General features: G+C 59.5%; 22 protein-coding genes and 1 tRNA gene. 9 read left to right on the top strand and 14 right to left on the bottom strand.

Features of this window, described 5'->3' with window-relative positions:
* The first annotated feature begins 84 nt into the window (after positions 1-84).
* The 8 genes from LAP85_17760 (at position 85) to LAP85_17725 (ending at position 7,310) form a co-directional block, all read left to right on the top strand.
* A complete protein-coding gene (locus LAP85_17760) occupies positions 85-615 on the top strand; it encodes a sigma-70 family RNA polymerase sigma factor (GenBank protein MBZ5498250.1) in 531 nt (176 codons plus the stop codon).
* Positions 612-1,271: a hypothetical protein gene (locus tag LAP85_17755; GenBank protein MBZ5498249.1), complete on the top strand. Its 660-nt coding sequence runs from the start codon at positions 612-614 to the stop codon at positions 1,269-1,271. The genes LAP85_17760 and LAP85_17755 overlap by 4 nt, the downstream gene beginning before the upstream one ends.
* A 43-nt stretch (positions 1,272-1,314) precedes the next feature.
* The gene (locus tag LAP85_17750) at positions 1,315-2,211 is read left to right on the top strand and encodes a hypothetical protein (protein MBZ5498248.1); all 897 of its coding nucleotides are present in this window, start codon (positions 1,315-1,317) and stop codon (positions 2,209-2,211) included.
* Positions 2,212-2,629: 418 nt separating this feature from the next.
* Positions 2,630-3,109 (top strand): 4Fe-4S dicluster domain-containing protein, encoded by a 480-nt coding sequence (locus tag LAP85_17745; GenBank protein ID MBZ5498247.1) that lies wholly within the window; start codon positions 2,630-2,632, stop codon positions 3,107-3,109.
* A 1-nt stretch (position 3,110) separates the two neighbouring features.
* Positions 3,111-4,919 carry an aldehyde ferredoxin oxidoreductase family protein gene (locus LAP85_17740; protein MBZ5498246.1) on the top strand — a complete coding sequence of 603 codons (1,809 nt, stop codon included), beginning with the start codon at positions 3,111-3,113 and terminating at the stop codon, positions 4,917-4,919.
* Between the two features lie 161 nt (positions 4,920-5,080).
* Positions 5,081-6,292 (top strand): FAD-dependent oxidoreductase, encoded by a 1,212-nt coding sequence (locus LAP85_17735; protein ID MBZ5498245.1) that lies wholly within the window; start codon positions 5,081-5,083, stop codon positions 6,290-6,292.
* Positions 6,293-6,304: 12 nt separating this feature from the next.
* Positions 6,305-7,060 (top strand): HesA/MoeB/ThiF family protein, encoded by a 756-nt coding sequence (locus LAP85_17730; protein MBZ5498244.1) that lies wholly within the window; start codon positions 6,305-6,307, stop codon positions 7,058-7,060.
* Complete coding sequence (locus LAP85_17725) at positions 7,032-7,310, top strand: MoaD/ThiS family protein (GenBank protein MBZ5498243.1); 279 nt, start codon at positions 7,032-7,034, stop codon at positions 7,308-7,310. Before LAP85_17730 ends, LAP85_17725 begins: the two co-directional genes overlap by 29 nt.
* 121 nt (positions 7,311-7,431) lie before the next feature.
* On the opposite strand, the gene LAP85_17720 is transcribed toward LAP85_17725, so the two are convergent.
* The 4 genes from LAP85_17720 to rph all read right to left on the bottom strand — a co-directional run bounded on the left by LAP85_17720 (position 7,432) and on the right by rph (position 11,591).
* Complete coding sequence (locus LAP85_17720) at positions 7,432-9,276, bottom strand: asparagine synthase (protein ID MBZ5498242.1); 1,845 nt, start codon at positions 9,274-9,276, stop codon at positions 7,432-7,434.
* Between the two features lie 485 nt (positions 9,277-9,761).
* Positions 9,762-9,838: transfer RNA gene (locus LAP85_17715), tRNA-Pro, on the bottom strand.
* Between the two features lie 245 nt (positions 9,839-10,083).
* A complete protein-coding gene (gene rdgB, locus LAP85_17710; GenBank protein ID MBZ5498241.1) occupies positions 10,084-10,698 on the bottom strand; it encodes an RdgB/HAM1 family non-canonical purine NTP pyrophosphatase in 615 nt (204 codons plus the stop codon).
* A 143-nt stretch (positions 10,699-10,841) separates the two neighbouring features.
* Complete coding sequence (gene rph / locus LAP85_17705) at positions 10,842-11,591, bottom strand: ribonuclease PH (GenBank protein MBZ5498240.1); 750 nt, start codon at positions 11,589-11,591, stop codon at positions 10,842-10,844.
* Positions 11,592-11,803: 212 nt separating this feature from the next.
* Between rph and LAP85_17700 the strand changes: the two genes are divergently transcribed.
* Positions 11,804-12,547 (top strand): rhomboid family intramembrane serine protease, encoded by a 744-nt coding sequence (locus LAP85_17700; protein ID MBZ5498239.1) that lies wholly within the window; start codon positions 11,804-11,806, stop codon positions 12,545-12,547.
* Positions 12,548-12,742: 195 nt separating this feature from the next.
* On the opposite strand, the gene ftsZ is transcribed toward LAP85_17700, so the two are convergent.
* The 10 genes from ftsZ to LAP85_17650 all read right to left on the bottom strand — a co-directional run bounded on the left by ftsZ (position 12,743) and on the right by LAP85_17650 (position 25,558).
* Complete coding sequence (gene ftsZ / locus LAP85_17695; GenBank protein ID MBZ5498238.1) at positions 12,743-13,915, bottom strand: cell division protein FtsZ; 1,173 nt, start codon at positions 13,913-13,915, stop codon at positions 12,743-12,745.
* A 23-nt stretch (positions 13,916-13,938) separates the two neighbouring features.
* Positions 13,939-15,174, bottom strand: coding sequence for a cell division protein FtsA (gene ftsA, locus LAP85_17690; protein MBZ5498237.1), 1,236 nt, complete (start codon positions 15,172-15,174; stop codon positions 13,939-13,941).
* Positions 15,175-15,194: 20 nt separating this feature from the next.
* Entirely contained in the window at positions 15,195-16,136 is a 942-nt protein-coding gene (locus LAP85_17685) for an FtsQ-type POTRA domain-containing protein (protein MBZ5498236.1), read from the bottom strand.
* Positions 16,137-16,154: 18 nt separating this feature from the next.
* Positions 16,155-17,525: a UDP-N-acetylmuramate--L-alanine ligase gene (gene murC, locus LAP85_17680; protein ID MBZ5498235.1), complete on the bottom strand. Its 1,371-nt coding sequence runs from the start codon at positions 17,523-17,525 to the stop codon at positions 16,155-16,157.
* Positions 17,518-18,642: an undecaprenyldiphospho-muramoylpentapeptide beta-N-acetylglucosaminyltransferase gene (murG, locus tag LAP85_17675; GenBank protein ID MBZ5498234.1), complete on the bottom strand. Its 1,125-nt coding sequence runs from the start codon at positions 18,640-18,642 to the stop codon at positions 17,518-17,520. Before murG ends, murC begins: the two co-directional genes overlap by 8 nt.
* A 303-nt stretch (positions 18,643-18,945) precedes the next feature.
* A complete protein-coding gene (gene ftsW, locus LAP85_17670; protein ID MBZ5498233.1) occupies positions 18,946-20,049 on the bottom strand; it encodes a putative lipid II flippase FtsW in 1,104 nt (367 codons plus the stop codon).
* A 12-nt stretch (positions 20,050-20,061) separates the two neighbouring features.
* Positions 20,062-21,438, bottom strand: a complete 1,377-nt coding sequence (murD, locus tag LAP85_17665; protein ID MBZ5498232.1) for a UDP-N-acetylmuramoyl-L-alanine--D-glutamate ligase — start codon at positions 21,436-21,438, stop codon at positions 20,062-20,064.
* Positions 21,439-21,469: 31 nt separating this feature from the next.
* Complete coding sequence (gene mraY / locus LAP85_17660) at positions 21,470-22,579, bottom strand: phospho-N-acetylmuramoyl-pentapeptide-transferase (protein MBZ5498231.1); 1,110 nt, start codon at positions 22,577-22,579, stop codon at positions 21,470-21,472.
* Positions 22,579-24,075 (bottom strand): UDP-N-acetylmuramoyl-tripeptide--D-alanyl-D-alanine ligase, encoded by a 1,497-nt coding sequence (murF, locus tag LAP85_17655; protein MBZ5498230.1) that lies wholly within the window; start codon positions 24,073-24,075, stop codon positions 22,579-22,581. Before murF ends, mraY begins: the two co-directional genes overlap by 1 nt.
* Positions 24,076-24,088: 13 nt before the next feature.
* Complete coding sequence (locus LAP85_17650) at positions 24,089-25,558, bottom strand: UDP-N-acetylmuramoyl-L-alanyl-D-glutamate--2,6-diaminopimelate ligase (protein MBZ5498229.1); 1,470 nt, start codon at positions 25,556-25,558, stop codon at positions 24,089-24,091.
* Positions 25,559-25,569: the final 11 nt, after the last annotated feature.

Here is a 25,569-nt window from a genome sequence, read left to right as displayed (position 1 = left end):
TTTTTGTCATTTTCCAGCACCTGCTGTCGTTTATAGAGCATGGATCTTGGAGAGGATGCCCCGCCGAATCTGTTTCAGGCAAGCTTGGATGGGCGGTCCACTGCGCGCTCCACGTTGGAGGATGTTTTCCGGGAGCATTACGGCCGACTGGTCGGCATTCTCACACGCCTGGTCGGAGAGCGGGGCCAAGCCGAGGATTTAGTAGCCGAGGCTTTTTGGAGGTTATCTTCGCGCCCCGCCCTGTTCAGGCCCGAGACCAATCTTGCGGGCTGGCTCTATCGCACGGCTGTGAATCTCGGTCTGGACATGATGCGCGCCGATTCCCGGCGAAAGCGCAAGGAGCAGATGGCCGGTGAGACCGCGTTCGCGCACCTGCACGGCGCGGAGGCGCTCGGCGCGATCCTGCGCGAGGAGAAGAAAAAACAGGTGCGCACGGTCCTTGCCATCCTCAAGCCGGCGCAGGCGCAACTGCTGCTCCTGCGCAACACCGGACTCTCTTATCGAGAGCTGTCTGACTTGCTGAAGCTCAAGCGTGGCTCCATCGGCACACTCCTGGCAAGGGCTGAAGCCGAATTCGAAAAGAGATACTGCGCATTATACGGAGGCGAACCATGACCGCATGCCTGACCGATGGAGATCTGCGCGCCTGTCTGGACGGCGAACTGCCGCCGGGCGCGGCGCGCACCGCGTCGCAGCACCTGCTCTCCTGCGAGCGCTGCCGAAACCATATCGAACTGGTGCGCGCCAGGGCCGTAAACACCGCTGCTTTGATGGATTGTCTGGAGCCTGCTATGGCCGAATTTCAACAGGGTGACGCGGCGGCTCTCGCTCGCATCCATTCCCGGGCTCCGATGCGGCGTGGCGGCTGGCCTATGCGCTGGGCAGCGCTCGGCGCCGCGGGAATGGTGGCTCTGCTGTTGCTGGTGGTCACTCCGAACCGTCGACACCCGGCTTCTTCTGAGCCGGCAGTCGGGCAGCAGCCTGTTGCACAGGCTTCAGGAGCGGGTGTGGGAAACCCTTTACAGGCCGCGTCGCCTGTTCCGCAAGCGACGTCGTCCCTGACACCGGCCAAGTCAGCAGCACCGGGCAAAGTGGACTACTACCTGGCGCTGGACAACGGCGAGCCCATTCAAATGGGTTTCGTAGTGCGAATGAACCTGCCCGCGTCGGTGCTGTCTCCCTGGGAGCCTGTGCGGGACCCCGGAGAAATCCAGGCCGATGTCATCATCGATGAAGGTGGCCGGGCCCGTGCCATTCGCTTCCTGAAATAGATAATTCAACCCGGGAGCATTGTTTTTATTGAAAGGAACAGTCATGAAAAATGCACTGCTGACCATAGGAATGATCGCGATTGCGGCATCCTGCGTATTCGCGCAGGGAAATGACCCGGCCAAAATCAAGGCAAAGATTGCCACGGAGGCAGCTCAGATCAAGGCCAAGGCTGAAATCCAGATAAAGAGCAAGGTCGCTGATGACATAATCAACGCACAGATTGAGGTGATCAAGGCAAAGGTTCTTGAAGCTACCCTGAACAAAGTCAAGGCTGACCTCTTGATCCAGAGCAAGGTCGCGCAGCTCGGACTGATGGGCGCGGTAGTCAAAAACGCCCCTTACTCGGCGGAAGCCATAACCGAAACGAAACAAATCCTGGCTGACGGAACGCAGATCCGGCAAAGCCGTAGCTACAAGATGTATCGTGACAGCCAGGGCCGGCTGCGGCGTGAAAGCGAGTCCGGAACCGAGGATTGGATCGTTGATCCGGTAGCAAATGTGTGCTGGGTGCTCGACGTGCGGAACCAAGTGGCCCGCACCGTGCCGCTGGCCCTGTCGGTCGGCGAAGCCGGGGAGCGCGCCTTCGTTAAGATGCAGGGAGCCAGGGATCAACAGCTTGTCACACTTTCTGAGAAGCCGGAATCCAAAGAGCTTAACGTCGCCAGGCAGGAGCTGGGCAAGCAGATCATCGAAGGGATTGTGGCTGAGGGTAAGCGAATCACGGAGACAATCCCGATCGCCGCCATCGGCAACGACCGGCCCATCGAGATCGTCACCGAGCACTGGTACTCGCCGGAACTCCAACTGCAGGTGATGTCGCGGAAATACGATCCGCGGACCGGTGAAACCATTTTTCGCCTTGCCGGCATTCGCCGCGATGAGCCGGCGCCGGACCTTTTCCAGGTACCCGCAGGTTATCGGATCATTTCCAGCAAGTAGGGAGAGCCTGCCCTGTTTGCGAATACTACTCTCTGCATCGAAAATAGTGCCAGAACGCCAAAAACCTCGGAATCGGGATCGCTTTCGCAGTCGCAATCGATCTTCACAGTCTGAAAAGACCGATTGCGACCGCGACTGCGATTGCGACCCCGATCCCGATCCCGACATCGACGACTCCCGACCGTACAGGCAAGACATTTTCATGCATCGCAGGGTGCGCCCCGGCGCATGAGAGGCTGCATCATGGTTGTTGGCGAATTGCCTGCCAGGTGGGCTGGCAATTGGGATAGAATGAGGTCCTCCCGGATCTGGGGGGCATTCGGCCGACTATCGACCCTTCGATTTTAGCTTCCCAAAGAAAAGCGGCCGATTCTTACACGCATGCTCGGATGGTTGTTTTCGTTTCAGGAGGGCTAAGATGGCAAAGATGTTGATGATCTACCCTGATCGGTGCACCGGGTGCCATAACTGTGAGCTGGCATGTTCCTTTTTTCACGATGGGGAGTTCCGGCTTCCTGCTTCCCGAATTCATGTCCATTCCTGGGAAATGGAAGGGATCTCTGTGCCGACCACATGCGAGCAATGCGAGGATGCGCCCTGTGTGACCGTTTGTCCTACGAGTGCGATGCACAACGATCCTGCCCGGTACCGTATAGCTTGGGATGAAGCCCGGTGTATCGGCTGCCGCATGTGCACGCTGGCCTGTCCATTTGGGGCAGTTGTCTATGAAACTTCCCGTCGCCGCATCCTGAAGTGTGATTTGTGTGATGGTACACCTGAATGCGTCACTTTCTGCCCTGTAAATGCGCTCGAGTATCTGAATGAAACGGATGCCGCCAGGGCACGGCAGAAGGTTGTGGCAAGAGAGCTCAAGAACACATTTGTGGAGGCGAAATAACATGTACGGGTGGATAGGGAGTATCCTGAGAATCAACCTCACGACAGGCAGTATCGGCAAGGAGACCCTGGACCCGGCAGTAGCTCGCCGGTTCATAGGCGGCCGCGGCCTGGGCACCTGCATCATGTCTCAGGAGGTGAGTCCTGTTATCGATCCTCTCAGTCCTGCCAACAAACTCATTTTTGCGGCCGGGCCTCTCTCCGGGACCAACGCGCCATCGTCATCGCACTGGAACATTGTCACCAAGGGACCCCTGACAGGCACGATCGCAGCTTCCAGTTCGGGCGGGATGTTTGGCGCGATGCTCAAATACGCCGGTTACGATGCAGTTATTGTCGAAGGCAGGGCGGAAAAGCCGGTGTACATCTGGATCCACGACGACCAGGTGGAAATCCGCGATGCCTCCCCGGTGTGGGGGAAGACCACTCCTGAGACGACCGACAAAATCCGCGCGCTCACGGATGAAGAGGCCAGCGTATCTTGCATCGGCCCTGCGGGAGAACACCTGACACTGTTGGCCAATATCATGAACGAGTGCAACCGTGCCGCCGGCCGGTCTGGAGTGGGTGCAGTGATGGGTTCCAAGAAACTTAAGGCCGTCGCCGTGCGGGGGACCGGCGCGGTCCGCGTGCCGGATCCCAAGGCGTTTCGCGGCGTGACGGTGAAGGCCATAGACAAGCTCAAGGCTCATCCCGTCGGAGGGGCGGGACTGCGCCTGTACGGCACAGATGTTCTCATCAACATCCTCAATGAAAATGGCGGCCTTCCGACCAGGAACTTCCGCGAATCCGCTTTTGCGACCGCCGACAGGGTCGGGGGCGAATCATTGGCCAAAGAGCTGCTTATCCGCCCGCGCGGATGTTTTTCCTGCACCATCAGTTGCGGTCGTGCCACCAGGGTTACGAATCCCGAGTTCGCAGGGCAGGGGGAGGGGCCGGAGTATGAAACCGCCTGGGCATTGGGACCCGATTGCGGTGTAGACGACCTCGACGCCATCACCAAGGCCAACTACCTTTGCAACGAATACGGCATCGATACCATCAGCCTGGGCGCGACGGTGGCTTGTGCCATGGATCTCTTTGAACACGGCATTATCACCAGCGCAGACACAGACGGCATTGCTTTAAATTTCGGCAATGCCAAGGGCATGGTCGAGATGGTGCGCAAGACGGCCGTGGGCGAAGGTTTTGGCAAAAAGCTCGGGCTGGGAAGCTACCGGCTCGCAGAAAGCTATGGTCATCCGGAGTACTCCATGAGTGTCAAAAAACAGGAGATGCCGGCCTACGACCCGCGCGCGGTCCAGGGCATGGGGCTCAGCTACGCAACCAGCAACCGCGGCGGCTGCCATGTGCGCGGCTATATGACGGCCGTGGAAATCCTGGGGAATCCGGTGAAGCTCGACAACCTCGCCACAGAAGGCAAAGCGCAATGGGATATCATCTTCCAGAATCTCACCGCTGCCATCGATTCTTCCGGCATGTGCCTGTTTACCACGTTTGGCCTGGGCGGTGATGACCTGGCAGAACTTGTGAGCGCGGCGACCGGCTCGCTGTACACGACTGAAGAGTTCCTCCAGGCAGGCGAGCGCATCTGGAATCTCGAGCGTCTTTACAATCTGAAGGCCGGTTTTACCGCCAAAGATGACACGCTCCCGGCAAGAATGTTGAATGATCCCATTCCCGGCGGGCCGACCAAGGGATACGTAAACCGCCTTGATAAGATGTTGCCGGAATATTACACACTTCGGGGTTGGGACCCTGCCGGAGTACCCACTCAACAAAAGCTGGAGGCATTAGGGCTCAGGGTGTAACAGAGGCTGTTTCCACTATTTTGATGAAAAGCAAACGATCATCGCAGAAAGTGCGGTGGAATGCAGAGAGCTCGGGATTGAGGCCATCTGAGCCCTGCGTCCTCTGCTACCCTCCGCACCCCCCGAGTTGAGCTTTTGAGAGTCGAGGTAGGGAGACGATCTTGCGATATCTGATCATCGGCGGCGGGCCCGCCGGACTTAGTGCGGCGGCCACTCTACGACGCATAGAGGAAAAGAGCCGGGTGACAATTCTGGCCAAAGAGAAATTTCCACCCTATGCCAGGATTGCGCTTCCTTATCTCCTCACCGGGGCGGTGGAGGAGAAACGGATGTTTCTGCGTGTGCCCGCGGGAGTGGAGATGGCTCTGGGCGAGGAAGCGGCTGAGGTGAATCCTGAGAAGCTGGAAGTGAGGACCACCTCGGGAAAGAAACTCTGCTACGACAGACTGCTCATCGCCGCGGGTGCCGCGCCACTCCGGCCAGAAGTTGACGGCAGCCGGCTGCCTTTCGTTTTCACGATTCGGGATATTCCGGATGTGCGGGGAGTCCAGGAACTGCTGAAGGTGAGAAAGACCGGACATGCCGTAGTTGCGGGCGCAGGCCCCGTGGGACTGGAACTCAGCGATGCGCTCTGCAAGCTGGGGTTCAGGATAACCCTCGTGATCAGCTCGGACCGCGTGTTTTCCACGATGCTGGATGAGCCGTCCTCAGCATTGGTGGAGAAAAAGCTCGCGGAAAGAGGCGTGGAAATCCACAAGCGTACGGACATCGTGAGCATCTGCCCGTCCGGTGAAGTCTTCCTGAGTTCCGGGGAGAGAAGATTGTGTGATGCGATCATCTTCGGCAAAGGGGTCACTCCCACTTTGAACTTCCTGACCGGGAGCGGCATCAATATCCGCCATGGTGTTCCGGTGGATGAGCACATGGAAACCAATATCCCGGGCATCTATGCTGCGGGTGATGTGGCCGAGACCAGGGATATCGTATACGGGGAATCCCGGGTCAACGCGCTCTGGCCCCTGGCTTTTGAACAAGGGATGGTGGCGGCATACAACATGGCCTCCCGGCCACTTGCCTATGAAGGCAGCTATTCCCGTAACGTTCTGCGGGTGTTCGATACTTCCATTTGCACGGCCGGCATGGCAAGGGCCGAGGCACCGGAGGTGCGCAGTGAAGGAGGCCCGGGCTTTCATCACAAGATTGTGCTGGATCACGGAATTCTCAAAGGATTCATCTTTGTGGGCGAAGTCAGGAACGAGGGACTCTATAACAGCCTGCTCCGCCGGAAGGTTGACGTCACTCATTGCGCCGGGTCCCTCCTGCATGGGAGTTATGATTATTCCCAGGCTATGAGGAAGTGCACGAGATCCTAGGGAAACACAGCTATGCTGACCGTGTCCGAACTGGACCACTACAGCCGCCAAATTCCCGTGCTGGGCGAGGAGGGACAGGAAAGGCTCCGAAAGGCCTCGATTTTTGTTGCCGGCGCCGGCGGTTTGAGCGCAGCCATATGCGGCTACCTTGCAGCGGCCGGGGTCGGTTGTATCCGCATCGCGGATCCCGACAGTGTAGATATCAGCAACCTGAATCGGCAAATATTCTACCGTGGCTGTGACGTAGGGAAAACCAAGGCCACGGTTCTGCAGGAACGCCTCATTTCGCTGAATCCCCATATACAGGTGCATGCCCTTATCACCAAACTGGACGATGCCAATGCGGAGCAGTTAGTGGGCGATGCTTCGTTATTGCTGGATGCCTTGGACAATTTCCCGAGCCGGCACGTCTTGAACAGGGTTGCGCTGCGCCTGGGCATTCCTCTGGTTCATGGTGCGGTGCGGGAGTTCTACGGACAGGTAACTACCATCGTCCCATACCAGACCCCATGTCTGTCATGCATTTGGGGCGACTATCCTTCGGCAGCGGCCACTCCCATTCTCGGCGCTACTTGCGGCGTGATCGGCTCCGTTCAGGCAACGGAAGCCGTCAAGGTCCTGACAGGGAAAGGGGAGAATCTTTTCAATCGCCTGTTTGTCTGGGACGGTCTGCGGATCGAAGTGGATATTTTTCAGCTGGAGAGGAATCCGGCCTGTCCGGACTGCGGGAGCAGGCGCCATGAACGTGACCGTGAGAACGTTCGCTGACTTCCGCGAGCTTCTGGGGAAGGAGCTGGTGATTTCCCTGCCGGACGGGCAGACTGTGCGCGAGTTGTTGCAGGTCCTGGGAAAGCGGCACGCGGCGTTCTTGCCCGGGATTCTGGAAGACGACGGGCAGCTGAGACCTTACGTCAACATCCTGGAAAACGGCAGGAATGTCAGATTTCTCGACGATCTCGAAACCAGACTGGCGGAGGGGGATATCATTGCCATTTTCCCTCCGGTTGCGGGCGGGTAGACAACTCAGTTCGAATTTGTTGGCCCCTGTTCTTTCCGAACTCGTGTCGGGCGCGCTTTCGGGTGACGCATGAATTGCTGAAACCAGCCGGCCGGCATGGGAGGGGACTGCCATCTCCCTTTCAATCCCGGCGTTTCTGCTCCTGGATCCAGGACTCTGCAAATATCGCCCCCCAGAGAAAGTTCAGGATGGGAAACCTCAACTTCTTTCCATTCGAGGCATCCGAGAGCAACTCTTCCAACACGCGCGCGGGAACGATCCTGGTCACAAAGCCGTTTCTGTTCAGCACAATGTCGCGCACTTTCTGATTGAAATCCCTGTCGGTCAGCCAACGGGCAAAAGGAGGCACAAATCCGCTCTTTTTTCTGTAGATGAACGTTTGCGGCATGTATTCTTCGAGGAGTTTCTTCAAGGGCCATTTAACAACGCCGTTGTGAACCTTGGCATTCCAGGGCAATTTCCCCTGTTCCACCAGAATGTCCTGCCATATGTAAGGGTATACAATCCTGAGACCCAGGCTCTGACCGGTCGATAACGCCTTTGCCGCCCACCTGCGGCTGTTCACATGGAGCAACTGCCTGACGGTTATTCTCGCATGATAGCCGAGCTTTGCTTGCCCTCCGTCGCAGTCGGCAAATACGCTCTCCATCACATCCCCCAGCGTTTCGTCCCATTCCCCGGGTGTTTCCAGGTTCAAATAGTTTACCGGCGCCAGGACCAGGAAGTAGTTCAGCGGCGTCAATTCATGAACATCCGAGATGGCCGCAACTCTCGCCAGTGCTCCCTCCCTGGATTCCCACTTCCAATGGGGTGAATGCCTGAGCAGCGCAGAGATCACCTTCTTGAGGGATCTCGGGAAACGGTGCTTAAGCGCATATTTCGTTTCATTTTGCAGGTCAGGAAATCCGAAACAATCATCACCGCCATTACACTCGACCACGATATCCTGGCCGGTCAGATGTTCCCTTATGTATTTCAAAACGAAGGCCGTCGGCAGACTCGAAAAATCAGAAAAGGGGTGATCCGTCAGGCGGACCACATCGTCCAGGATGTTCAGAGCATCGGATTTCTGCATTACTGCAACCTGCAGTGTGGTCCCGATGCGCTCGGCGATTGCTTTGGCGAATTGCAGCTCCGGATCCTCCGGTCCAAACGCGCAATAAAACGCCCGGAGGCGGTCATTGCTTGCCTGGCTCAAGTAGCAGCCGTATAAACTTGAGTCAATGCCCCCACTCAGCAACATGGCGGGCTGATTCTCTCCCAGAAATCTTGCGGACTTCCGAAGCGCATTCTTGACCGGGTCGAGATTCACCTCGGCGACTCCGGTAAGATCACCGTCATGTTCGAAGGCGAATTGAAACCTGAAAAAGGGAAGGGCCGCCTGCTGACCGGTGTTCACGTCATACTTGAGGTAGTGGGCCGGCGGCACCGCAGCGATGCTTTCGTTGATGGTAAGAGGTTCGGGGATCGCCCCGTACTTCAGCAGGGAGTAGATGCCCAGATAGCTTACATCGAAAGGAACGAGTGACAAAAGGAATCGCAAATCGGAGGAAAAGATGACGCCCGACTTCACCTTGTGATAATAGATCCTCCCCGACCCCGCCCTGTTGGAGACCAGATAGAGGAACTTGTCGGAATCCTTCTTGCATAGAACCGCCATCCGACAGTCGCTCTGGATGGCATTGAAAGCCTCGGTTTCCGATTTTGCAACGGTCTCGCAGAAGTCTTTTTCGAGGCGGAGCCGACGATACTTGCCGTCGGCAGCCGAGGTCACCAATATGTCCTCGCTTAACAGGATTACCTGATCTGCGGCCAGGCACGATGTCTGCTCGCTTCGAAAGGGCTCGTCATAAAACAGGTAGCCGTTGTCCCATGCCTGGATCCTTTTCTGCGAGGGACCCAATTTGTGTGCCAGGCGTCCTTCCATGTCCCTGTCGCAATGGCTGTAGATATATCCGCCGATCATTCCTGCCTCACTCCCTGAGTGTCTGAATTTCGCCCTCGCGAGGTACGCGTAAAAGCCCTGAAAAATGCGGACTCACTCCACCATCAGGCACAAGCTGCGATTGGGCCACGGGACCGAAACCTATTGTTAATCTGTTCATGATCGACAGATGGCGGGGCCAAATCAACAGGAATCAGATTCGATCCGGTGGGCGCTTAGCCCGGATTATTCGTGAATATGCGATCAAAAGAAATTTTCGACGCGGAAAGACGCTGACCATTCGGTTTTGGTCGGCGTGCAAAAGCTCCTGCCAGCGTTTATCCGAGTCCAATTTTGTTGCCTTTCACCGGCGTTTGGTTCTGCTTCACGAATAATTCGGGTCGGAGACGGCGAGAGGCCAAAGGTTCTGATGGGGCCGACGCCAGGCAGCCTGTAGGGGCTCTTACAGCGTTTGCGGTATCGCGCGCGGCCCGGGCAGCGGTGGATTCAGTGCTGACATGGAGGAGTGGTCGGGGCATCCAGATTTGAACTGGAGACCTCCTGCGCCCAAGGCAGGCGCGCTACCAGGCTGCGCTATGCCCCGACCTGAGGAGAAGTTTTCATTCTATCTCAGTTCAAGTCTTTGCGCCACCGGAGCTGAAGACGTCTCGCGGGACCCTCTTCCTGCTTGTGTTGCGTGGCTCACGGTGTTCACTGCAAAGGGAAAATGCGGACTCGGGCTTTGGGAACACAATCCGCTGAGTCGCTGGATCGGACCACGAAAGACACGGAACACGAGTGACCCTTTTCGTGCATCTCGTGGTGGCTTATTTGGCTGCGACTGTCATCTCATCGTCGCCCGAGCTTATCCAGGAGCGCCCTGGCCGCGTGCGCGCGGTGGCTGTGCAGATTCTTCTCCTCTTTGTCCAGCTCAGCGTAAGTTCTCCCCAGCTCGGGTACCCAAAAGACAGGATCGTAGCCGAAGCCTTGACTGCCCCGCGGCTCCGCCGTGATTTCACCACGGCACTCACCTTCCGTTTCGAGCAGAAGGACTCCCCATTGTGCCAGCGCCAGGGCGCAGACGAATCGGGCTGACCGCGATCCCGGAGTATGTTCCAGCTCCGCCAGAAGCTTGCGCACGCGATCCGCATCCGAGGCGCCGGGGCCCGCGTAGCGCGCGGAACCGACTCCAGGCCTGCCGCCGAGAGAAAAGACTTCGAGCCCCGAATCATCGGCAAGGACGGGAAGATCCGTGTCTCGAGAGTAACTGAGCGCTTTCAGGCGCGCGTTCTCAGCAAACGAGCCCCCGGTTTCCTCCACATCTGTCTTGATGGAAAGATCCGACAATCCGATGATCTCCCATCCCGCCGGCTCCATGAGAGCCCGGAACTCGCGGAGCTTCCCTGGGTTATGCGTGGCCAGGACGATGGTCGGAGTCAGGCTCTGATTTTTCACTCTTTTCATTCTGACTGCAGAAAAAAACTCTCGAGGCGAATTACCAAGGCTCGCCGCCTTGCGATCGGGGGAAAAACAAGGCGCAAACGGGCTTGAGCACTCCAGGGAATCTGCCGGAACTCCCTCGATACCTCCGGAGTCTTGAAAAAGACTCACGACCCGCAGAGGCGGCGGAGGTCGATGCCACGCGCCTCCAGGGCCGACCTTTGTGCCCGGATCAACCGCCCGATTCCCAGGGAACCCAGCGCGATCAAAGTCTGCAACTGATCTGCCGTAAACGGCTGTTTCTCGGCCGTCCCCTGGATTTCGACGAAGCGGCCGCTTCCGGTCATGACCAGGTTCATGTCCACGGCGGCGCTGGAATCCTCCTCGTAGTTCAGGTCCAGGCACGGGACCTCGTCGATCATGCCAACGCTGGTGGCGGCGATGAAATCCACAATAGGCGAGTATTCCAGCAGCTTCCGTTCCAGAAGTCTGTTGATCGCGATAGCGAGCGCCAGAAACCCGCCGGTGATGGATGCAGTGCGGGTTCCGCCGTCGGCCTGAATCACGTCGCAATCGACCAGCAGGCTGCGGGTCCCCAGGAGCGGAAGATTGACCACGCTGCGCAGCGAGCGGCCGATAAGGCGCTGAATCTCGACCGTGCGGCCCGACTGTTTGCCGCGCGCCGCCTCACGGGGTGAGCGCGTGTTGGTCGAGCGGGGAACCATCCCGTACTCCGCAGTCACCCAACCCTGGTTTGATTTATAGAGGAAGGGGGGCACCTTGTCTTCGATGCTGCAGGTGCATAATACCCTGGTGTCACCAAGGCTGATCAGCACCGACCCTTCGGCGTGCTTGGTATAATCCAGCTCGATCCGCACTTCCCGCATCGCGTCGGGGTTTCGCCCGTCAATTCTCATGTATTGTCCGCCTTACGTCTAATCGTCAAAGGCGTACATTCTATCATCTCCTGCGCGGACATCGACCATCCGAAAATGGGGCCACGGGGATTCAAGTCCCGCGGATCGTGGCCGCATCTCGCTGAATTTCTTTGCTATTTTTGACCCGAGACCTGTCGCAGGGGCGGAGATCGCCGATTGAATTCCCCCCCAGGTTCCCCTAATATTTGGTCATGCCTTATTATTCTTACAATTCGCCTTCGGTTTCCTTTGGTGGCCCCATAACCAAGAGCATCAGAACGCTGATTGCGATCAACGTCCTGGTATTTGTCCTGCAGTGGTTGACCCGGGCGGCGGGCAGCAGTTTTATCGAAGCATATTTCGGACTGATTCCCTGGCGCATTACCCACGAATTCATGATCTGGCAGTTCGTCAGCTACATGTTTCTCCATGACACGCACCAGTTGATGCACATCTTCATCAACATGCTCACCCTGTACATGTTCGGGAATGATCTGGAACGGGCATGGGGCTCGAAGCGCTTTCTCACCTATTATTTCGTTACGGGAATCGGTGCCGGTTTTTGCTCGTTTCTCTTGGGCGTTAACAGCCCCACCGCCACCATAGGGGCATCCGGCGCGATCTACGGCCTGCTGCTCGCGTATGGGCTGCTTTATCCGAACCGGCTCGTCTACCTCTACTTTCTTTTCCCCATAAAGGTCAAATGGTTCGTGCTCTTCATGGGCGGCCTTGCATTTCTGTTTTCGGTCACCGGAAGTGAACAGGGAGTGTCAAATATCGCGCACCTCGGCGGCATCCTGGTCGGCCTCGTGTTCCTCAAGGGAGGCGCGTGGATCCAGCGATTCCAGCTTTACCACGCCCATCGGAAACGGGAGGAACTGAAGCGACAATTCGAAGTTTACTATGGCGAGGTCAGGCGCAAGATCGACGACAAGAACAAAACCACTATTCATTGACGATTGACCGATGACGACTGAAATGATCGGGATCGATAGGGCAGGTCTCAACTGCTCCCGATCATGATCCCGGCCTTATGCGGGCGTTTTGCCTGCGCCGGCGATTTTCGTGCAGAATGGCCGAACGAAAACGGACGAATGACGATTGACGTTTGGTCCTGATGCCGTAAAAGGCCCGTCAATCGTCATTCTGATCTACTTCTCAGCGCGCCGGCGCAGGAAGGCCGGTTCGTCGAGGTCGTTTTTGATCGATGCCAGTCGATAATCGATCGATTTCTCCGAGGCCGCATGATGTTCGAGCGCGCGCGCGATCCCGTCGCCAGAGGAGCTCAGCGGGATGACGTTGGAAGTCCGCAGCGCCTCGCTTGCGGCTCTGACGTTGAATCCCGTGGCGATGACGGTGATCTTGATCCGATCCCCCATGGTCTCGTCATAGACCGCCCCGAATATCGTATCCTCGGCATTGGCGGCCTCCTCGATGATCTTGGCGGCGGCATCGACTTCCTGCAGCCGGAGGGAGTTGCGCGTCGCCGTTATGTTGATGAGAACGCCCTTGGCGCCCCGGATTGAGGTTTCCTCCAGGAGCGGACTGGCGATCGCGCGCTGAGCCGCTTCCACGGCGCGGTTCTCGCCTTCGGCGATGCCCGTCCCCATCAGTGCCATGCCCCTGCCGGCCATGACCGTGCGGACGTCTGCGAAGTCGACGTTGACCACGCCGGGCATGGTGATGATGTCGGAGATTCCCTGGACCGCCTGGCAGAGGACATCGTCGGCGTAGCGGAAGGAATCCTCAAGCAGAGCGTCGGCGCCCATCGCGTACAGGAGCCGCTCGTTCGGGATGGTGATCAGGGTGTCTACGACCTCTTTCAGCTCACTGATGCCCTGGTCCGCATGGGCCATCCGCTTCTTGCCTTCAAAGTTGAACGGCTTGGTGACCACGCCGACCGTGAGGGCGCTCAGCTCGGTCGCCAGGCTGGCGATGACGGGCGCTGCGCCGGTGCCGGTGCCGCCTCCCATGCCGCCGGTGATGAAAACCATGTCGGCGCCGTCGAGCACCTCGATGATGCGTTCGGTATCTTCGAGCGCAGCCTGGCGCCCGCGCTCAGGGATCGCGCCGCAGCCGAGGCCGCTGGTGAGCTTCGCTCCGATCTGGAGCTTGATGGGAGCGATCGAGTTACGCAGCGCCTGGAGGTCGGTGTTCGCGGCGATGAAATCCACCCCCTCGATTCTCGCCTGGATCATGCGGTTTACCGCGTTACCGCCGGCGCCGCCGATGCCGATCACCTTGATCTTGGCTGGGGGCTGCCTGTCCGTGTCAAAACTGAATTTTGGTGCCGTTTCGTCAAACCGCAGCTTCTCCACTTGCATCTTCTCTCCTTTGACTGGAAATGCTAACTGCCTACCCATGACAGGAATCTGCTTACAAACCAGGGTGTGGTGCTTGCCTTGCCGGGGTGAGTTCTGCGCTCCCCGCCGGCCGGGATCGCGAACATGGCGAGCCCTACGGCGGTAGCGAATACCGGGTGAACCAATTCTTCCGCCAATCCGGGGAGGTTGTGGGGCATGCCTTGCCGCACGGGCATTTCGAGAATCTTCTCCGCCAGCGGAATCATCCCGTCGAGCATGCTGCCCCCGCCTGTGAGCACGACACCGGACACAAGCTGGTCGCCGAATCCGGAATGTCCGATCCGGTCCTTGATAAGCTCCAGCACCTCGACGGCACGTGCTTGCAGGATAGCGCAGACGGTGCGGCGCGGGAGGTCGCGGATCGCGCGCGTGGCGAGCCCGGCAAACTCGATTACCTCGTCGTCGGCGATCTGTTCGACCAGAACGCAGCCGAACTCCTTTTTGATACGCTCGGCCTCCTCGATCGGAGTTCTCAGGCCCACAGCCAGGTCCCAGGTAAAATGCAGGCCTCCGACCGGCAGCACATAGCTGTAGCGGATGGCATCGCGGGTGATCAGCGCGATGTCGGTCGTGCCCGCGCCGATGTCGATCAGAGCCGTTCCCAACTCCTTTTCGTCGGGTGTCAGGACCGCCTGGGCGCTGGCGAGCTGCGGCAGGACGACCTTCCTGACGCGCATTTGCGCCTTGTTCACGGCATTGATCAGGTTCTGGGTCAGCGAGTTGTCGCACGTGACCACGTGGACATCCACATCCAGCCGCAGCCCGGTGAGTCCGACGGCATTGCGGATGTCGCCCCGGTTGTCCAGAAAGAATTCCTGCGGCAGCACGTGGATGACCTCGCGTTCGGGCGTAATGGGAACCGTCTGGGCTGCCCGGATGACCTGAGCGACATCGTCGGCGGTCACTTCATGATGCTTCCCGTTGATGGATACGGCGCCGTGGCAATTGAAGCTCTGAATGTGATCCCCGGAAACCCCGACTATGACCCAATCCACTGAGTGGGATGATTTCAGCTCCGCTTCCTGGGCGGCCCTGCGGATAGCGGAGGCCGCCTCCTCCAGGTTCACGACCACGCCCTTCTTCAAGCCGGCCGATTGCGCGTATCCAATGCCCAACACTTCCAGACAGTCGTCCTGCCGGACGCGGGCGATCAGGCAGCAGACCTTGTCGGTCCCGACATCCAAACCGCAGACAATTCGGTCTTTTTTGCTCACAGCCACGTCAAACTCCCTGGACCCGGTTAATTCCGGATCATCTTTGCCTTTGCGTCCCCCTGCTCATCTGCCGGGTGTTTCAGACGATATACGATCTGACTGTCGAAGCGCAGATCCACGGTCGCGACTTCCTTGCCCTGGGCTTTCAGATCCTGATAATCCGAAAGATTGGACATGAACATCTGGAAACGTTTGAAAAAGTCGCGGTCGCCCAGGAATACTTCCGCGGTATCGTCCACGAGCAGAACCTTTACGTTCGAGGGATCCGAGAGATCGATCTCGGAAATGGCGCGCGTGAAGTCAGGCGAGCCGGCCGCAAGTTCGGTCAGCACCTCGACACCGATGCGCACACGGGACGAGTTCTCCTCCTGGAGTACCTTATAGGCCTCGACATCGTCGCCCCGAAGGCCGCTGAAAACGGGGATGTCGAGCTTGCCATACGCGGGATCGTAGTGATCGAGCAGCACCCCCTCGCTGTCGAGTAACTGAAGCTCGCCGCCGATATCGGCGATCACCGAGGGAACACGCTCCCGCACGTAGATATTCAGGCCCGACGGCAGAATCCGGCGGATTTCCACACTGCGAATCCAGGGCTGCTGCTCCAGATGCGAGCGCAGGTGGTTCAAGTCGATACGGAGGATATTGGTGCTGGCCGGGAAGCTCTGCCGCACAATTGCCTCAATCGCTCCCGGGTCGGAGTGCAGGCAGCCGTCGACGCGGATATTGCGGAGCCTGAACATGTTCGCGGTGTCAATATAGCGATAGGTCGCAAATCCGGCCACGATCGCCAGAGCCACGATGCTCACTGCTGCCAGCACTTTGAATACAGCAAGGAGACGGGCGACCACGTTCCTGCCGCGCGGGAGTTTTTGAGCCGTCATTTTGCGCGCAGGGCGGCCTCTGTCGGGGGGAACGACGACTGCGGGGCTGTCGCTCTCACCGTGCGCCTTGCCGGTTTTGATTTCCATCACACGTCCCTCCGTCCCCTAGGCAATGCTTGCTGCAAGCCACTCTTCTCCAATCTTCCATACGTCACCGGCGCCCAAAGTGAGCAGGAGATCCCCCTGCTGGAGCTTTTCCCGCAGCACCTGTAGCGCAGCGGAGAAGTCAGACGCGTAAGTCACGTCGCGATGGCCGTGGTCTTTGATCAATCCCGCCAGCTTCTCGGCGGTCACCCCTGCGATGACATCCTCACCGGCCGCGTAGATCGGCAGCACGATGACCACGTCGGCGTGGTAGAAGGCGCGTGCAAACTCCTCTTCCAGTGCGCATGTGCGCGTATAGCGGTGGGGCTGGAACACGGCTACGATACGCCGGTCGGATGCGCTGCGCGCGGCACTCAGCGTTGCCTTGATTTCTGTCGGATGGTGCCCGTAGTCGTCCACGATCAGGACCCCTCGGGCTTCGCCCTTGATCTGGAAACGACGATCGGCATTCTGGAAATCGCGCAAGGCCGCCTTGACCTTCTCCACAGGGATATCGAGCTCCAGGCCGATCGCAATGGCAGCGAGCGAGTTGAGCACGCTGTGCTGCCCGGGCACCTTTAGCGACACGGCGCCGAGCGAATTGCCGTGGAACTGCACTTGATAGCAACAGCCGAAACTCCGGAATTCGATGTGTGAGGCGACCAGGTCGGCCTGCTTGCTGGTACCGTATGTGAGAATGCGCCTCTCGACGCGAGGGATGATCGCCTGCACGTTCGGGTCGTCGAGGCACAGCACGGCGGCGCCATAGAAGGGGACCTTGTTGACGAACGCCGTGAAAGCAGCCTCGATTTCCGCCAGGCCGGCGTAGTGGTCCAGGTGCTCGCGGTCGATGTTGGTCACCACGGCCAGCGTGGGGCTGAGCTTGAGGAAGGACCCGTCGCTTTCGTCGGCCTCGGCGACCAGAAACTCGCCCTTGCCCAGCTTGGCGTTGCTGCCGAGCGCGTTGAGCCTGCCGCCAATAACCACTGTGGGATCGTAGCCCCCGCGCACCAGCACAGTCGCGATCATCGAGGTCGTGCTGGTCTTTCCATGGGACCCGGCGATTGCCACTCCGTATTTCAGCCGCATGAGCTCGGCCAGCATCTCCGCCCGCGGAATCACAGGAATCTGGAGTTTCTTGGCCTCCACGACCTCGACGTTTTCCGGCCGCACCGCTGAGGAAGTGACGACCACGTTGGCGTCGCGCACGTTCTCGGCGGCGTGGGCCGCGAAGATCTTCCCGCCCAGAGCCGACAGTCGCTGAGTAATGGGGCTGGGCTTGATGTCGGAGCCGGAGACCTGGTATCCGAGATTGAGCAACAGCTCGGCGATGCCACTCATGCCGATGCCGCCAATGCCCACGAAATGGATACGCTGTATCTTCTTAAACATGACTTTCCCTGCTGCCCCCCGCCATCTGCCCTCTGCGCACTGCAGGCTGCCTGTTGCCTGCTGCCAATTGCTCTATCAGGTCCGCGATCCGGCGTGTGGCCTCCGGCTTGGCCAGCCGCCGAGCCGCTTCCTGCATCCGTTCGACCTCGCCGGCCCGCTCCATGTAATACCGGAGTTCCCGTGCCAGCAGGCCCGGCTGCCATTGACTCTCGGGAATCACTTTGGCAGCTCCGTGCTGTTCGAGTGCGCGCGCATTCCTGGTCTGGTGATCGTCGGTCGCGCCGGGAAAGGGCACGAGGATAGCTGCCTTGCCGGCGGCGGTCACCTCTGCTACCGTACTCGCCCCGGCGCGCGCGAGGAGCAGGTCGGCCTCCCCGAACTGCTGAAAAATGCGCGGGAAAAAAGCCTGCACCTCGCCCTCTACCCCTGCCTCGTGATACGCCCGCCGCACCTCTTCGAGTGCCTTTTCGCCCGTCTGGTGAATCAGGTGCAAGCCCGGGCCGAGCTGCTTGAGGTCGAACAGAGCCGCGCAGACAATCGAATTGAGCGCCCGGCTCCCCTGGCTGCCGCCGTAAATCAGCAGGCAGAGCTCCCCCGCGTGCCGCACGCGCTGCGGCAGGCGCAGGAACTCCTCCCGCACCGGAATGCCTGTCACCTCGGCTTTCTTGCCGAAGAATCTGCCCGCATCCGGAAGGGCCAGCGCAGCACAATCGATAAACGGGGCAAGCAGTCGATTCGCCAGTCCCGGGTAAGCGTTGGGCTCCACAATCAGGGTGGGCTTGCCTAGCCACCAGGCTGCGAGCACTACGGGACCCGACGAATAGCCGCCCACGCCCACGACGATATCAGGTGCGAACCTGCGGATCAGACGCCGCGCCTGCAAAAGGCTTTGGGGGATGAGGAGAAAGTTGCGCACTGACTCCAGACGGCCCACTCTCTTGAGCCCGGCGGATTCGATAAACTCGACGCGAAAGCTCTCCTGAGGCACGATGCGGGCCTCAAGCCCGCGTCGCGTGCCGACGAAAAGGAAGTCGCTGGCGGAGTTGCGCCGCTGCAGCTCCCGCGCCAGCGCGACGCCGAGATATACGTGCCCCCCGGTCCCGCCTCCGGCGATCATAAACCTGCCCGATCCGGCATTTTGAATTTCGGACCTCGGATTCAAAGACATCACAGACACCACATCAAGCTGTTTGCTGCCGCGATCAGGTCACCGCTTCCGGCGGTCGGACCTGAAACGGTTCTGCTCCTGCGCGCCGCCAGCCTCCGCACTGTTACCGGACCGAGCCCTGGAAGGGCAGGCGCACAAAAGCCCCGACGGCGGCGAAATGCGACGAAAACGCCATTGAACACAGATAGCCGCCAGCAAATACCTGCGGGCATCTTCGTTCAAGGGCGGTCTGGTCTCGTTCATGGCTGCGACTCAGCCTTTCTCCACGTAGTTCGATATATTCAGCAAGATCCCCGTTGCCATGAAGTTCAACAGCAGGGAAGAGCCACCCTGACTGATGAAGGGCAGGGCGATCCCCTTGGTCGGCATGAGCTCCAACACCATCGAGATGTTGATGAATGCCTGCAGCACCACCATGAGCGTGATTCCCAGCCCGAGATAAAAGCCGAACAGATCCGGAGCCTTGAGCGCAATCTTGACGCCTCGATAAAAGAAATAGAGGAACGCCAGACAGAGCAGGGTGGTGCCGATCAGCCCGAGCTCCTCGCCGATGACGGCGAAAATGAAATCGTTGTGAGGCTCCGGCAGGAAAAACAGCTTCTGCTTTCCCGCGCCCAGACCCAGGCCCCAAAGGCCGCCGCTGCCGACGGCGGTCAGCGACTGGGAAATCTGCCAGCCGGAACCATGCGGGTCGTGCGAAGCATTCAGGAATGCCGCTATCCTCTGGAAACGGTATGATGGGAATAGCATCACGACCAGATAGAGCACGGGCAATCCGATAACGGCGGCCGCCCCAATGTACTTCCATCCGAGTCCTGCGGTGAACAGCAGCACCGAGACCATGAAGATGACGCACAGGGCCTGGCCCAGATCGGGCTCAACCGCGATCAAGGCGCTGAAAAAGAGCACAACTGACAGGCAGGGGAGCAGCCTCTCCCTGAGGCGGTTGATCTCAGGTTCGTACCGGTGCAGGAAAGCGGACACAAAAACCAGAAGCACCAGCTTGGCGATCTCGGAAGGCTGGAATGAAATCATGCCGTAGCGCAGCCAGCGCTGCGCGCCGTTAACAGCGGGCTGAGTCAGAACAAACAGCAGGCTTGCGGCGCTCACAATCAGGAGGGCTGTAATGAGTTTCCTCTTCTGCCAGACATGATAGTCCACGTTCATGAGCAGGACCATCATCACGTATCCCACCGCGGCCCAGACCAGCTGCCGCAAGAAAAAATATGCGGACATGCCGTCATGCTGGGTGGAGGCCGGCACAGAAGAGGCGCTATACACCATCAGCAGCCCGAAAATGGCGAGCACGGTAGCGGTGATGAACAGGGGCCGGTCGCTGTTCGCTTTGTATGCCATAATTTTCCCCGCTTATTTCCGGACCAGACGGAGCACTGCTTCCTTGAAGACTCGGCCGCGGTGCTCATAGTTCTTGAACATGTCGAAGCTGGCGCAGGCAGGCGCGAGCAGGACAATATCTCCCGGGGACGCCCTCCGGCAGGCGAACTGCACGGCATCGGGAAGGCTCTCCGCTTCGCTGGTTTCCACGGCGTCCGACAGCGCCGCCCGGATCTTGCCGGCAGCTTCTCCAATTACAATCAGATGTTTCACGCGCTCGGCAACCAGGGGGCGGAGCGGCAGGAAATCACCGCCCTTGTCCCGTCCGCCTGCAATCAGCACAATATTGCGCGGAAAGGCCTCCAGGGACTTGATGGTGGCGTCGACGTTGGTCGCCTTCGAATCGTTGAAGTACTGAACCCCGTCGAACTCCCCGACAAACTCCAGGCGGTGTTCGACTCCCGCAAAGGCACGGACCACCCCGGCCAGGCCGCCCGGCGCCGCTCCTGCAAGCAAAGCGATGGCGCAGGCTGCCAGGACATTCTCGAGATTGTGGCCGCCTTTGAGACGGATTTCCTGGGCAGGGAACAGGTCTGTGTCGTGGTGGCCATCGCGGTAGACCAGACGTCCGCTTCTTACGAAGGCGCCTCGTGCGACCTCGTGGCGACGGCTGAACAGCACGGGTGTCGAAGAAACCTGGGCTGCCATCGCCGCCGTGCGCGTGTCGTCATCGTTCAGCACTGCGAAATCCGAGACGGTCTGATTCATGAAAATGCGCTGCTTGGCGCCGATATAGCCGGCGAAATCGCGGTAGCGATCCAGGTGGTCCGGGGTCAGGTTAAGAATGGCGCCCACGAAAGGGCGAAACGCCTGGATACTCTCCAGCTGGAAACTGGAAAGTTCCACGACGTAAATGTCAGCCGGCGTCGATGCCGAGACCAGGCCGATGAGCGGATTGCCGATGTTTCCGGCAACAAAGCCCCGGAGCCCGGCTCCGCGCAGCAGTTCCGCCACGAGCGTGGTTGTCGTGGTCTTGCCGTTGGATCCGGTGATGCCCAGAATGGTTCCCTTGAGATGCCGTGAAGCAAGTTCGACTTCCGCCAGCACAGGAATCCCGGCCTTGCGAGTCTCCTCGAAGAGCGGATGCGCCAGCGGCACCCCCGGGCTGATGACTGCGAAATCACAGTGGGTGAAGCTCCCGGGTTTGTGCCCCCCCAGCTCGAGCACCAGCTCGCCGGAGTTTTGGGCGAGCTTCCGCAGGGGAGCAAGCGGGATTGTAAGCGCTTCTTCGCTTTTCGCGTCGGTAAGCACGACGTGCGCGCCGCGGGAGAGCAGAAACTCGGCCGAGGCGACGCCGCTGCGCGCAGCGCCCACCACCAGGACCTTCTGCCCAAGATAGGGTTTGTCCATCTCCCCACTCATTTCACAACATCCTTGCACCTCAGCGCAGCTTGAGCGTGCTGAGGCTGAACAGCGCAAAAACAATGGCCGCAATCCAGAACCGGATCACCACCTGACTCTCGCACCAGCCGGCCAGTTCGAAGTGATGGTGTAGCGGCGCCATCCGGAAGATGCGTTTTCCCGTGAATCTGAAGGAAGCGACTTGCAGGATGACGGACAGCGCCTCCAAGACGAACACTCCGCCGATCATGGGCAGCAACAGCTCCTGCTTGATGAGAACCGCCACGGTGCCGATCGCTCCCCCCAGAGAAAGGGATCCGACGTCACCCATGAAGATCTGGGCCGGATGGGCGTTGTACCAGAGAAATCCCAGGGTGGCCCCGACCATGGCCCCGCAGAAGATCGTCAACTCGGCGGCGTACGGGTTCTTGATCAGGTCCAGATACTCCGCAAAGCGTGCGTGGCCGCTCACGTAGCACAACACGGTGAGTGCTGCAGCAGCAACGATCACGCAGCCGGACGCGAGGCCGTCGAGGCCATCGGTCAGATTGACCGCGTTGGAAGAACCCACGATGATGAGCAGCACAAAGAAGGTCAGCGGCAGCAGGAACGGCCCGAAATACCAGATGTTCATCTCGGGCGTGAAGTTCTTGAAAAAGGGGACGCTCAGCTTGGTGCTGTATAATCCCACGCCGGCGAGATAGTTCAAGGCAACGCACACGCCCAGGCCGATCAGTGTCTGGTAAATGAGCTTCTTCCTGCCGGTGAGGCCAAGCGAGCGCTTGCGCACGATCTTGAGATAGTCGTCGGTGAATCCCACGATCCCGAACAGCAGCATCGCGATCACGACGATCCAGACATAGAGGTTTTCCAGGCTGGCCCACAGGAGCGTCGGCACCAGAGTTCCCACGAGAATCAGGATCCCGCCCATGGTGGGGGTGCCGGCCTTGTTCTGATGAGAGGAGGGCCCATCCGTGCGAATCTGCTGGCCCAGATGGAATTTCCGCAGCCGTGCAATCAGCCACGGGCCGAGCAGGAGGCACATCAACAGCGCCGTCAGGCTTGCGGCAGCGGTCCGGAAAGTGACGTACCGGAAGACGCCAAATCCCGGTATGACCTGCCGCAGTGCGGGGAGCAGATAATAGAGCATCAGCCGACCATCTCCGTATATCCGGTGCGCAGAGCCTGAACCATCTTTTCGAGGTGGACGCCGCGCGATCCTTTAATGAGCACCAGGTCTCCCGGCTGCACCTTGCGGTAGATGAAGTCGATGGCCGGATTGATCTCGGTAAAGAAGTGAACCTGGGTATCGGGCATCCCCGCCGCCACCGCACCACGCGCGATTTCGCGGGCAGCACCTTGCACGCTCACGATGATGTCGACACCGCTTGCGGCGGCACGTGCGCCACACTCGCGGTGCAGCGCCTCCGATTCCCTGCCCAATTCCAGCATTTCTCCGGCAACCAGGATGCGCCGGCGATAGCGGGGGATCCGGGAAAGGGTTTCGATCATCTGCATCAGCGCGCGCGGATTCGAATTGTAGGAGTCATCCATCACGGTGAACCCTTCCCGGAAGATCAAGATCTGTCCCCGCATATGAGCCTGGCGCAGATGTCTCAGGCTTTCCACGATCTGCTCGATGTCGATCGTGTAGCGGCGGGCGAGGGCAACTGCGGGGAGTGCGTTCATCACATAATGGGCACCGCACAGAGGCAGGATCGCCCGCCGGCCCGCGCCCTCGCAGACCAGACGGAAGCGGGTTTCCATCAGGCTCGTGATCTCGATGTCTTCCGCGCGCACGTCGGCGGAAGAAGCGATCCCGAAGGAGACTTTGTCACCGGAAAAGCGATCGGCAATGCCGCGCACCAGCGGGTCGTCGGCGTTGTAAATCAAGGTCCCGCCGGCGGCCAGCCCCTCAGCCAGCTCGCTCTTTGCCCGGGCGATGGCCTCAATGGAATCGAAGAACTCGAGATGTACGGGAGCTACATTCGTGATGACGCCTGCATCGGGCATAGCGATCCGGCACATCTCCGTGATCTCGCCCGGTGCGCTCATCCCCATTTCAAATATGCCGATGTGGTCCTCGGGACTGAGACCGAAGATGGCAAGCGGCAGACCGAAAAGATTGTTGTAATTTCCGGGCGAGCGGTAGACGCTGAACTCCGTCTGCAGGACCTGGGCCATGAACTCCTTCGTGGTGGTCTTGCCCATGCTCCCGGTGATGCCGACCAGGCTGCCGCGCCATTGGCGGCGCACGTCGGCAGCAAGGTCTATCAGAGCCTCATGCGTGTCCTGCACCCGCAGCAGGATCTTATTGGCGGGGAATCCTTCGGGAATCTCATATCCGAAGTCGACGACAGCGCCGGAGGCTCCTTTCTGGAGCGCGGTGTCGATATGATCGTGACCGTCATTGCGGGTGCCGCGAATGGCGAAAAAGAGGTCGGACGGGCGCAGCGTGCGCGTATCGATCGAAATGCCCGCCAGTGCGGCGCCTTTCGATCCCGATACCAGCACTCCCCCGGTGGCGGTTTCCACCTGTGCCACAGTCATGTGAGCCATAACCAAATCCATCAAGATTGCGGTTGAGGGCCGAATGCCGCCGTACTTCCGGTCATGCACGGTCAGGTTGTTGATATAGCTCGCCACGGTCTCAGTCTCCTTATACGTTCATCAACTGGTGAATGAGCTCTTGTGCGACGGCTCGATCATCGAAAGGAAATACGTTCGTCCCGATTATTTGATAATCTTCATGGCCCTTGCCGGCGATGATGACGACGTCGCCCTCGCGCGCCAGGGCCAGCGCGGACCGGATGGCCTCACGGCGGTCCGGCTGCAGCTGAAAGGGCGCCCGGCCACGCTTCAGGCCGGGTTCGATCTCCGCCAGTATCTGCAAAGGATCTTCCGACCGTGGGTTGTCGGACGTGGCGAAGACGACATCGCTCAACCGTGCTGCAATCTCTCCCATCAAGGGGCGCTTCTTGCGATCCCGATCGCCGCCGCAGCCAAAGACGGTAATCATGCGGCCATGGGTGAGTTGCCTCACCGTTTCCAGGAGTTTCTCCAGCGCATCCGGCGAGTGGGCATAATCCACGATTACGCTGAATTCCTGGCCGCCCTGGACCGGTTGCAGGCGCCCGGGCACACCACTCAATGATTCGATCCCCTGCCGGATGCTGCGCGGGTCGATGCCCAGGCTGAAGGCCGCGCCTGCAGCAGCCATGATGTTGTAAATGTTGGGGCGGCCCACCAGACGGGCGTTGATGGCCAGCTCGCCACGAGGCGTCGCGAGACGCAGGTCGGTGCCGTCGATACCGGTCCTGCTCGCGAGGACACGGAGCTCGGCGTCAGCGCCGAACCCGTAGCGCAGGACCGGGGCGCCCACCTCGGCGGCAAGCCGTCGCCCGTAAGGGTCGTCGCTGTTTATGACCGCCGTTTTGATGCCGTTCCCACCTTCGGGCATGAACAGAAGTCGCTTGGCCTCGTAGTAGGACTCCATGTCGTGATGGAAGTCCAGGTGCTCAGGCGTCAGATTGGAGAACACGCCGACAGCGAAGCTGGTGCCGTAGACGCGCTTCAGCATCAGGGCGTGGGAAGAGACCTCCAGGGCGCCGTGCGTGCAACCGGCCTGCCGGGCCTGCTGCAGAAATGCCGCCAGATCGCTGGCCTCCGGCGTCGTGTGTACGCTGGGGAACGGCCGGTCTCCGATCCTCATCCCCAGCGTGCCGATCAGGCAGCAGCGCAGACCAGCCTGGCGAAAGATGGCATCCACCAGACAGGCGGTTGTAGTTTTGCCGTTTGTGCCCGTGATCGCGACCAGCTCGAGTTGCGAGGCCGGGTTTCGGAAGAGCGCGCGTGAGGCTTCCGCCAGAAACCTCCGGGAATCTGTCATCTTCAGGATCGGAATCCCTGGTTTGGATGCGAGCTTGTGATCCGACGCCAGCGCGACTGCGCCCCTGGCAAGCGCCTCTTCGATGAACAGAGCCCCATCGGTTTTTTCCCCTTTGAGCGCGACAAAGAGGTCTCCTGCCTTGACCTGGCGGGAATCGTAAGAGATGCCGAGGACCTGCACGCGAAGATCGCCCTCCCCGCTGACTCCGGCAATCGTGTCGACCAGTTCCTGTAACAGCATTTTCCAACACC

The sequence above is a fragment of the Terriglobia bacterium genome, from assembly GCA_020072565.1.
GTDB lineage: Bacteria > Acidobacteriota > UBA6911 > UBA6911 > UBA6911 > JAFNAG01.
The sequence above is the reverse complement of the archived record's forward strand: the minus strand, read 5'-3'. Positions and strand labels throughout refer to the sequence as shown.

Bases quoted from the DNA above. Each gene is read 5' to 3' on its own strand.
- murD (MBZ5498232.1), bottom strand. From the start codon at position 21,438: ATGGACAAACCCTATCTTGGGCAGAAGGTCCTGGTGGTGGGCGCTGCG.
- rph (MBZ5498240.1), bottom strand. From the start codon at position 11,591: ATGAGAATTGACGGGCGAAACCCCGACGCGATGCGGGAAGTGCGGATC.
- LAP85_17755 (MBZ5498249.1), top strand. From the start codon at position 612: ATGACCGCATGCCTGACCGATGGAGATCTGCGCGCCTGTCTGGACGGC.
- LAP85_17685 (MBZ5498236.1), bottom strand. From the start codon at position 16,136: ATGGAAATCAAAACCGGCAAGGCGCACGGTGAGAGCGACAGCCCCGCA.
- LAP85_17750 (MBZ5498248.1), top strand. From the start codon at position 1,315: ATGAAAAATGCACTGCTGACCATAGGAATGATCGCGATTGCGGCATCC.
- LAP85_17745 (MBZ5498247.1), top strand. From the start codon at position 2,630: ATGGCAAAGATGTTGATGATCTACCCTGATCGGTGCACCGGGTGCCAT.
- LAP85_17730 (MBZ5498244.1), top strand. From the start codon at position 6,305: ATGCTGACCGTGTCCGAACTGGACCACTACAGCCGCCAAATTCCCGTG.
- LAP85_17700 (MBZ5498239.1), top strand. From the start codon at position 11,804: ATGCCTTATTATTCTTACAATTCGCCTTCGGTTTCCTTTGGTGGCCCC.
- mraY (MBZ5498231.1), bottom strand. From the start codon at position 22,579: ATGCTCTATTATCTGCTCCCCGCACTGCGGCAGGTCATACCGGGATTT.
- LAP85_17740 (MBZ5498246.1), top strand. From the start codon at position 3,111: ATGTACGGGTGGATAGGGAGTATCCTGAGAATCAACCTCACGACAGGC.
- rdgB (MBZ5498241.1), bottom strand. From the start codon at position 10,698: ATGAAAAGAGTGAAAAATCAGAGCCTGACTCCGACCATCGTCCTGGCC.
- ftsZ (MBZ5498238.1), bottom strand. From the start codon at position 13,915: ATGCAAGTGGAGAAGCTGCGGTTTGACGAAACGGCACCAAAATTCAGT.
- LAP85_17650 (MBZ5498229.1), bottom strand. From the start codon at position 25,558: ATGCTGTTACAGGAACTGGTCGACACGATTGCCGGAGTCAGCGGGGAG.
- murC (MBZ5498235.1), bottom strand. From the start codon at position 17,525: ATGTTTAAGAAGATACAGCGTATCCATTTCGTGGGCATTGGCGGCATC.
- ftsW (MBZ5498233.1), bottom strand. From the start codon at position 20,049: ATGGCATACAAAGCGAACAGCGACCGGCCCCTGTTCATCACCGCTACC.
- murG (MBZ5498234.1), bottom strand. From the start codon at position 18,642: ATGATCGCCGGAGGCGGGACCGGGGGGCACGTATATCTCGGCGTCGCG.
- LAP85_17725 (MBZ5498243.1), top strand. From the start codon at position 7,032: ATGAACGTGACCGTGAGAACGTTCGCTGACTTCCGCGAGCTTCTGGGG.
- LAP85_17720 (MBZ5498242.1), bottom strand. From the start codon at position 9,276: ATGATCGGCGGATATATCTACAGCCATTGCGACAGGGACATGGAAGGA.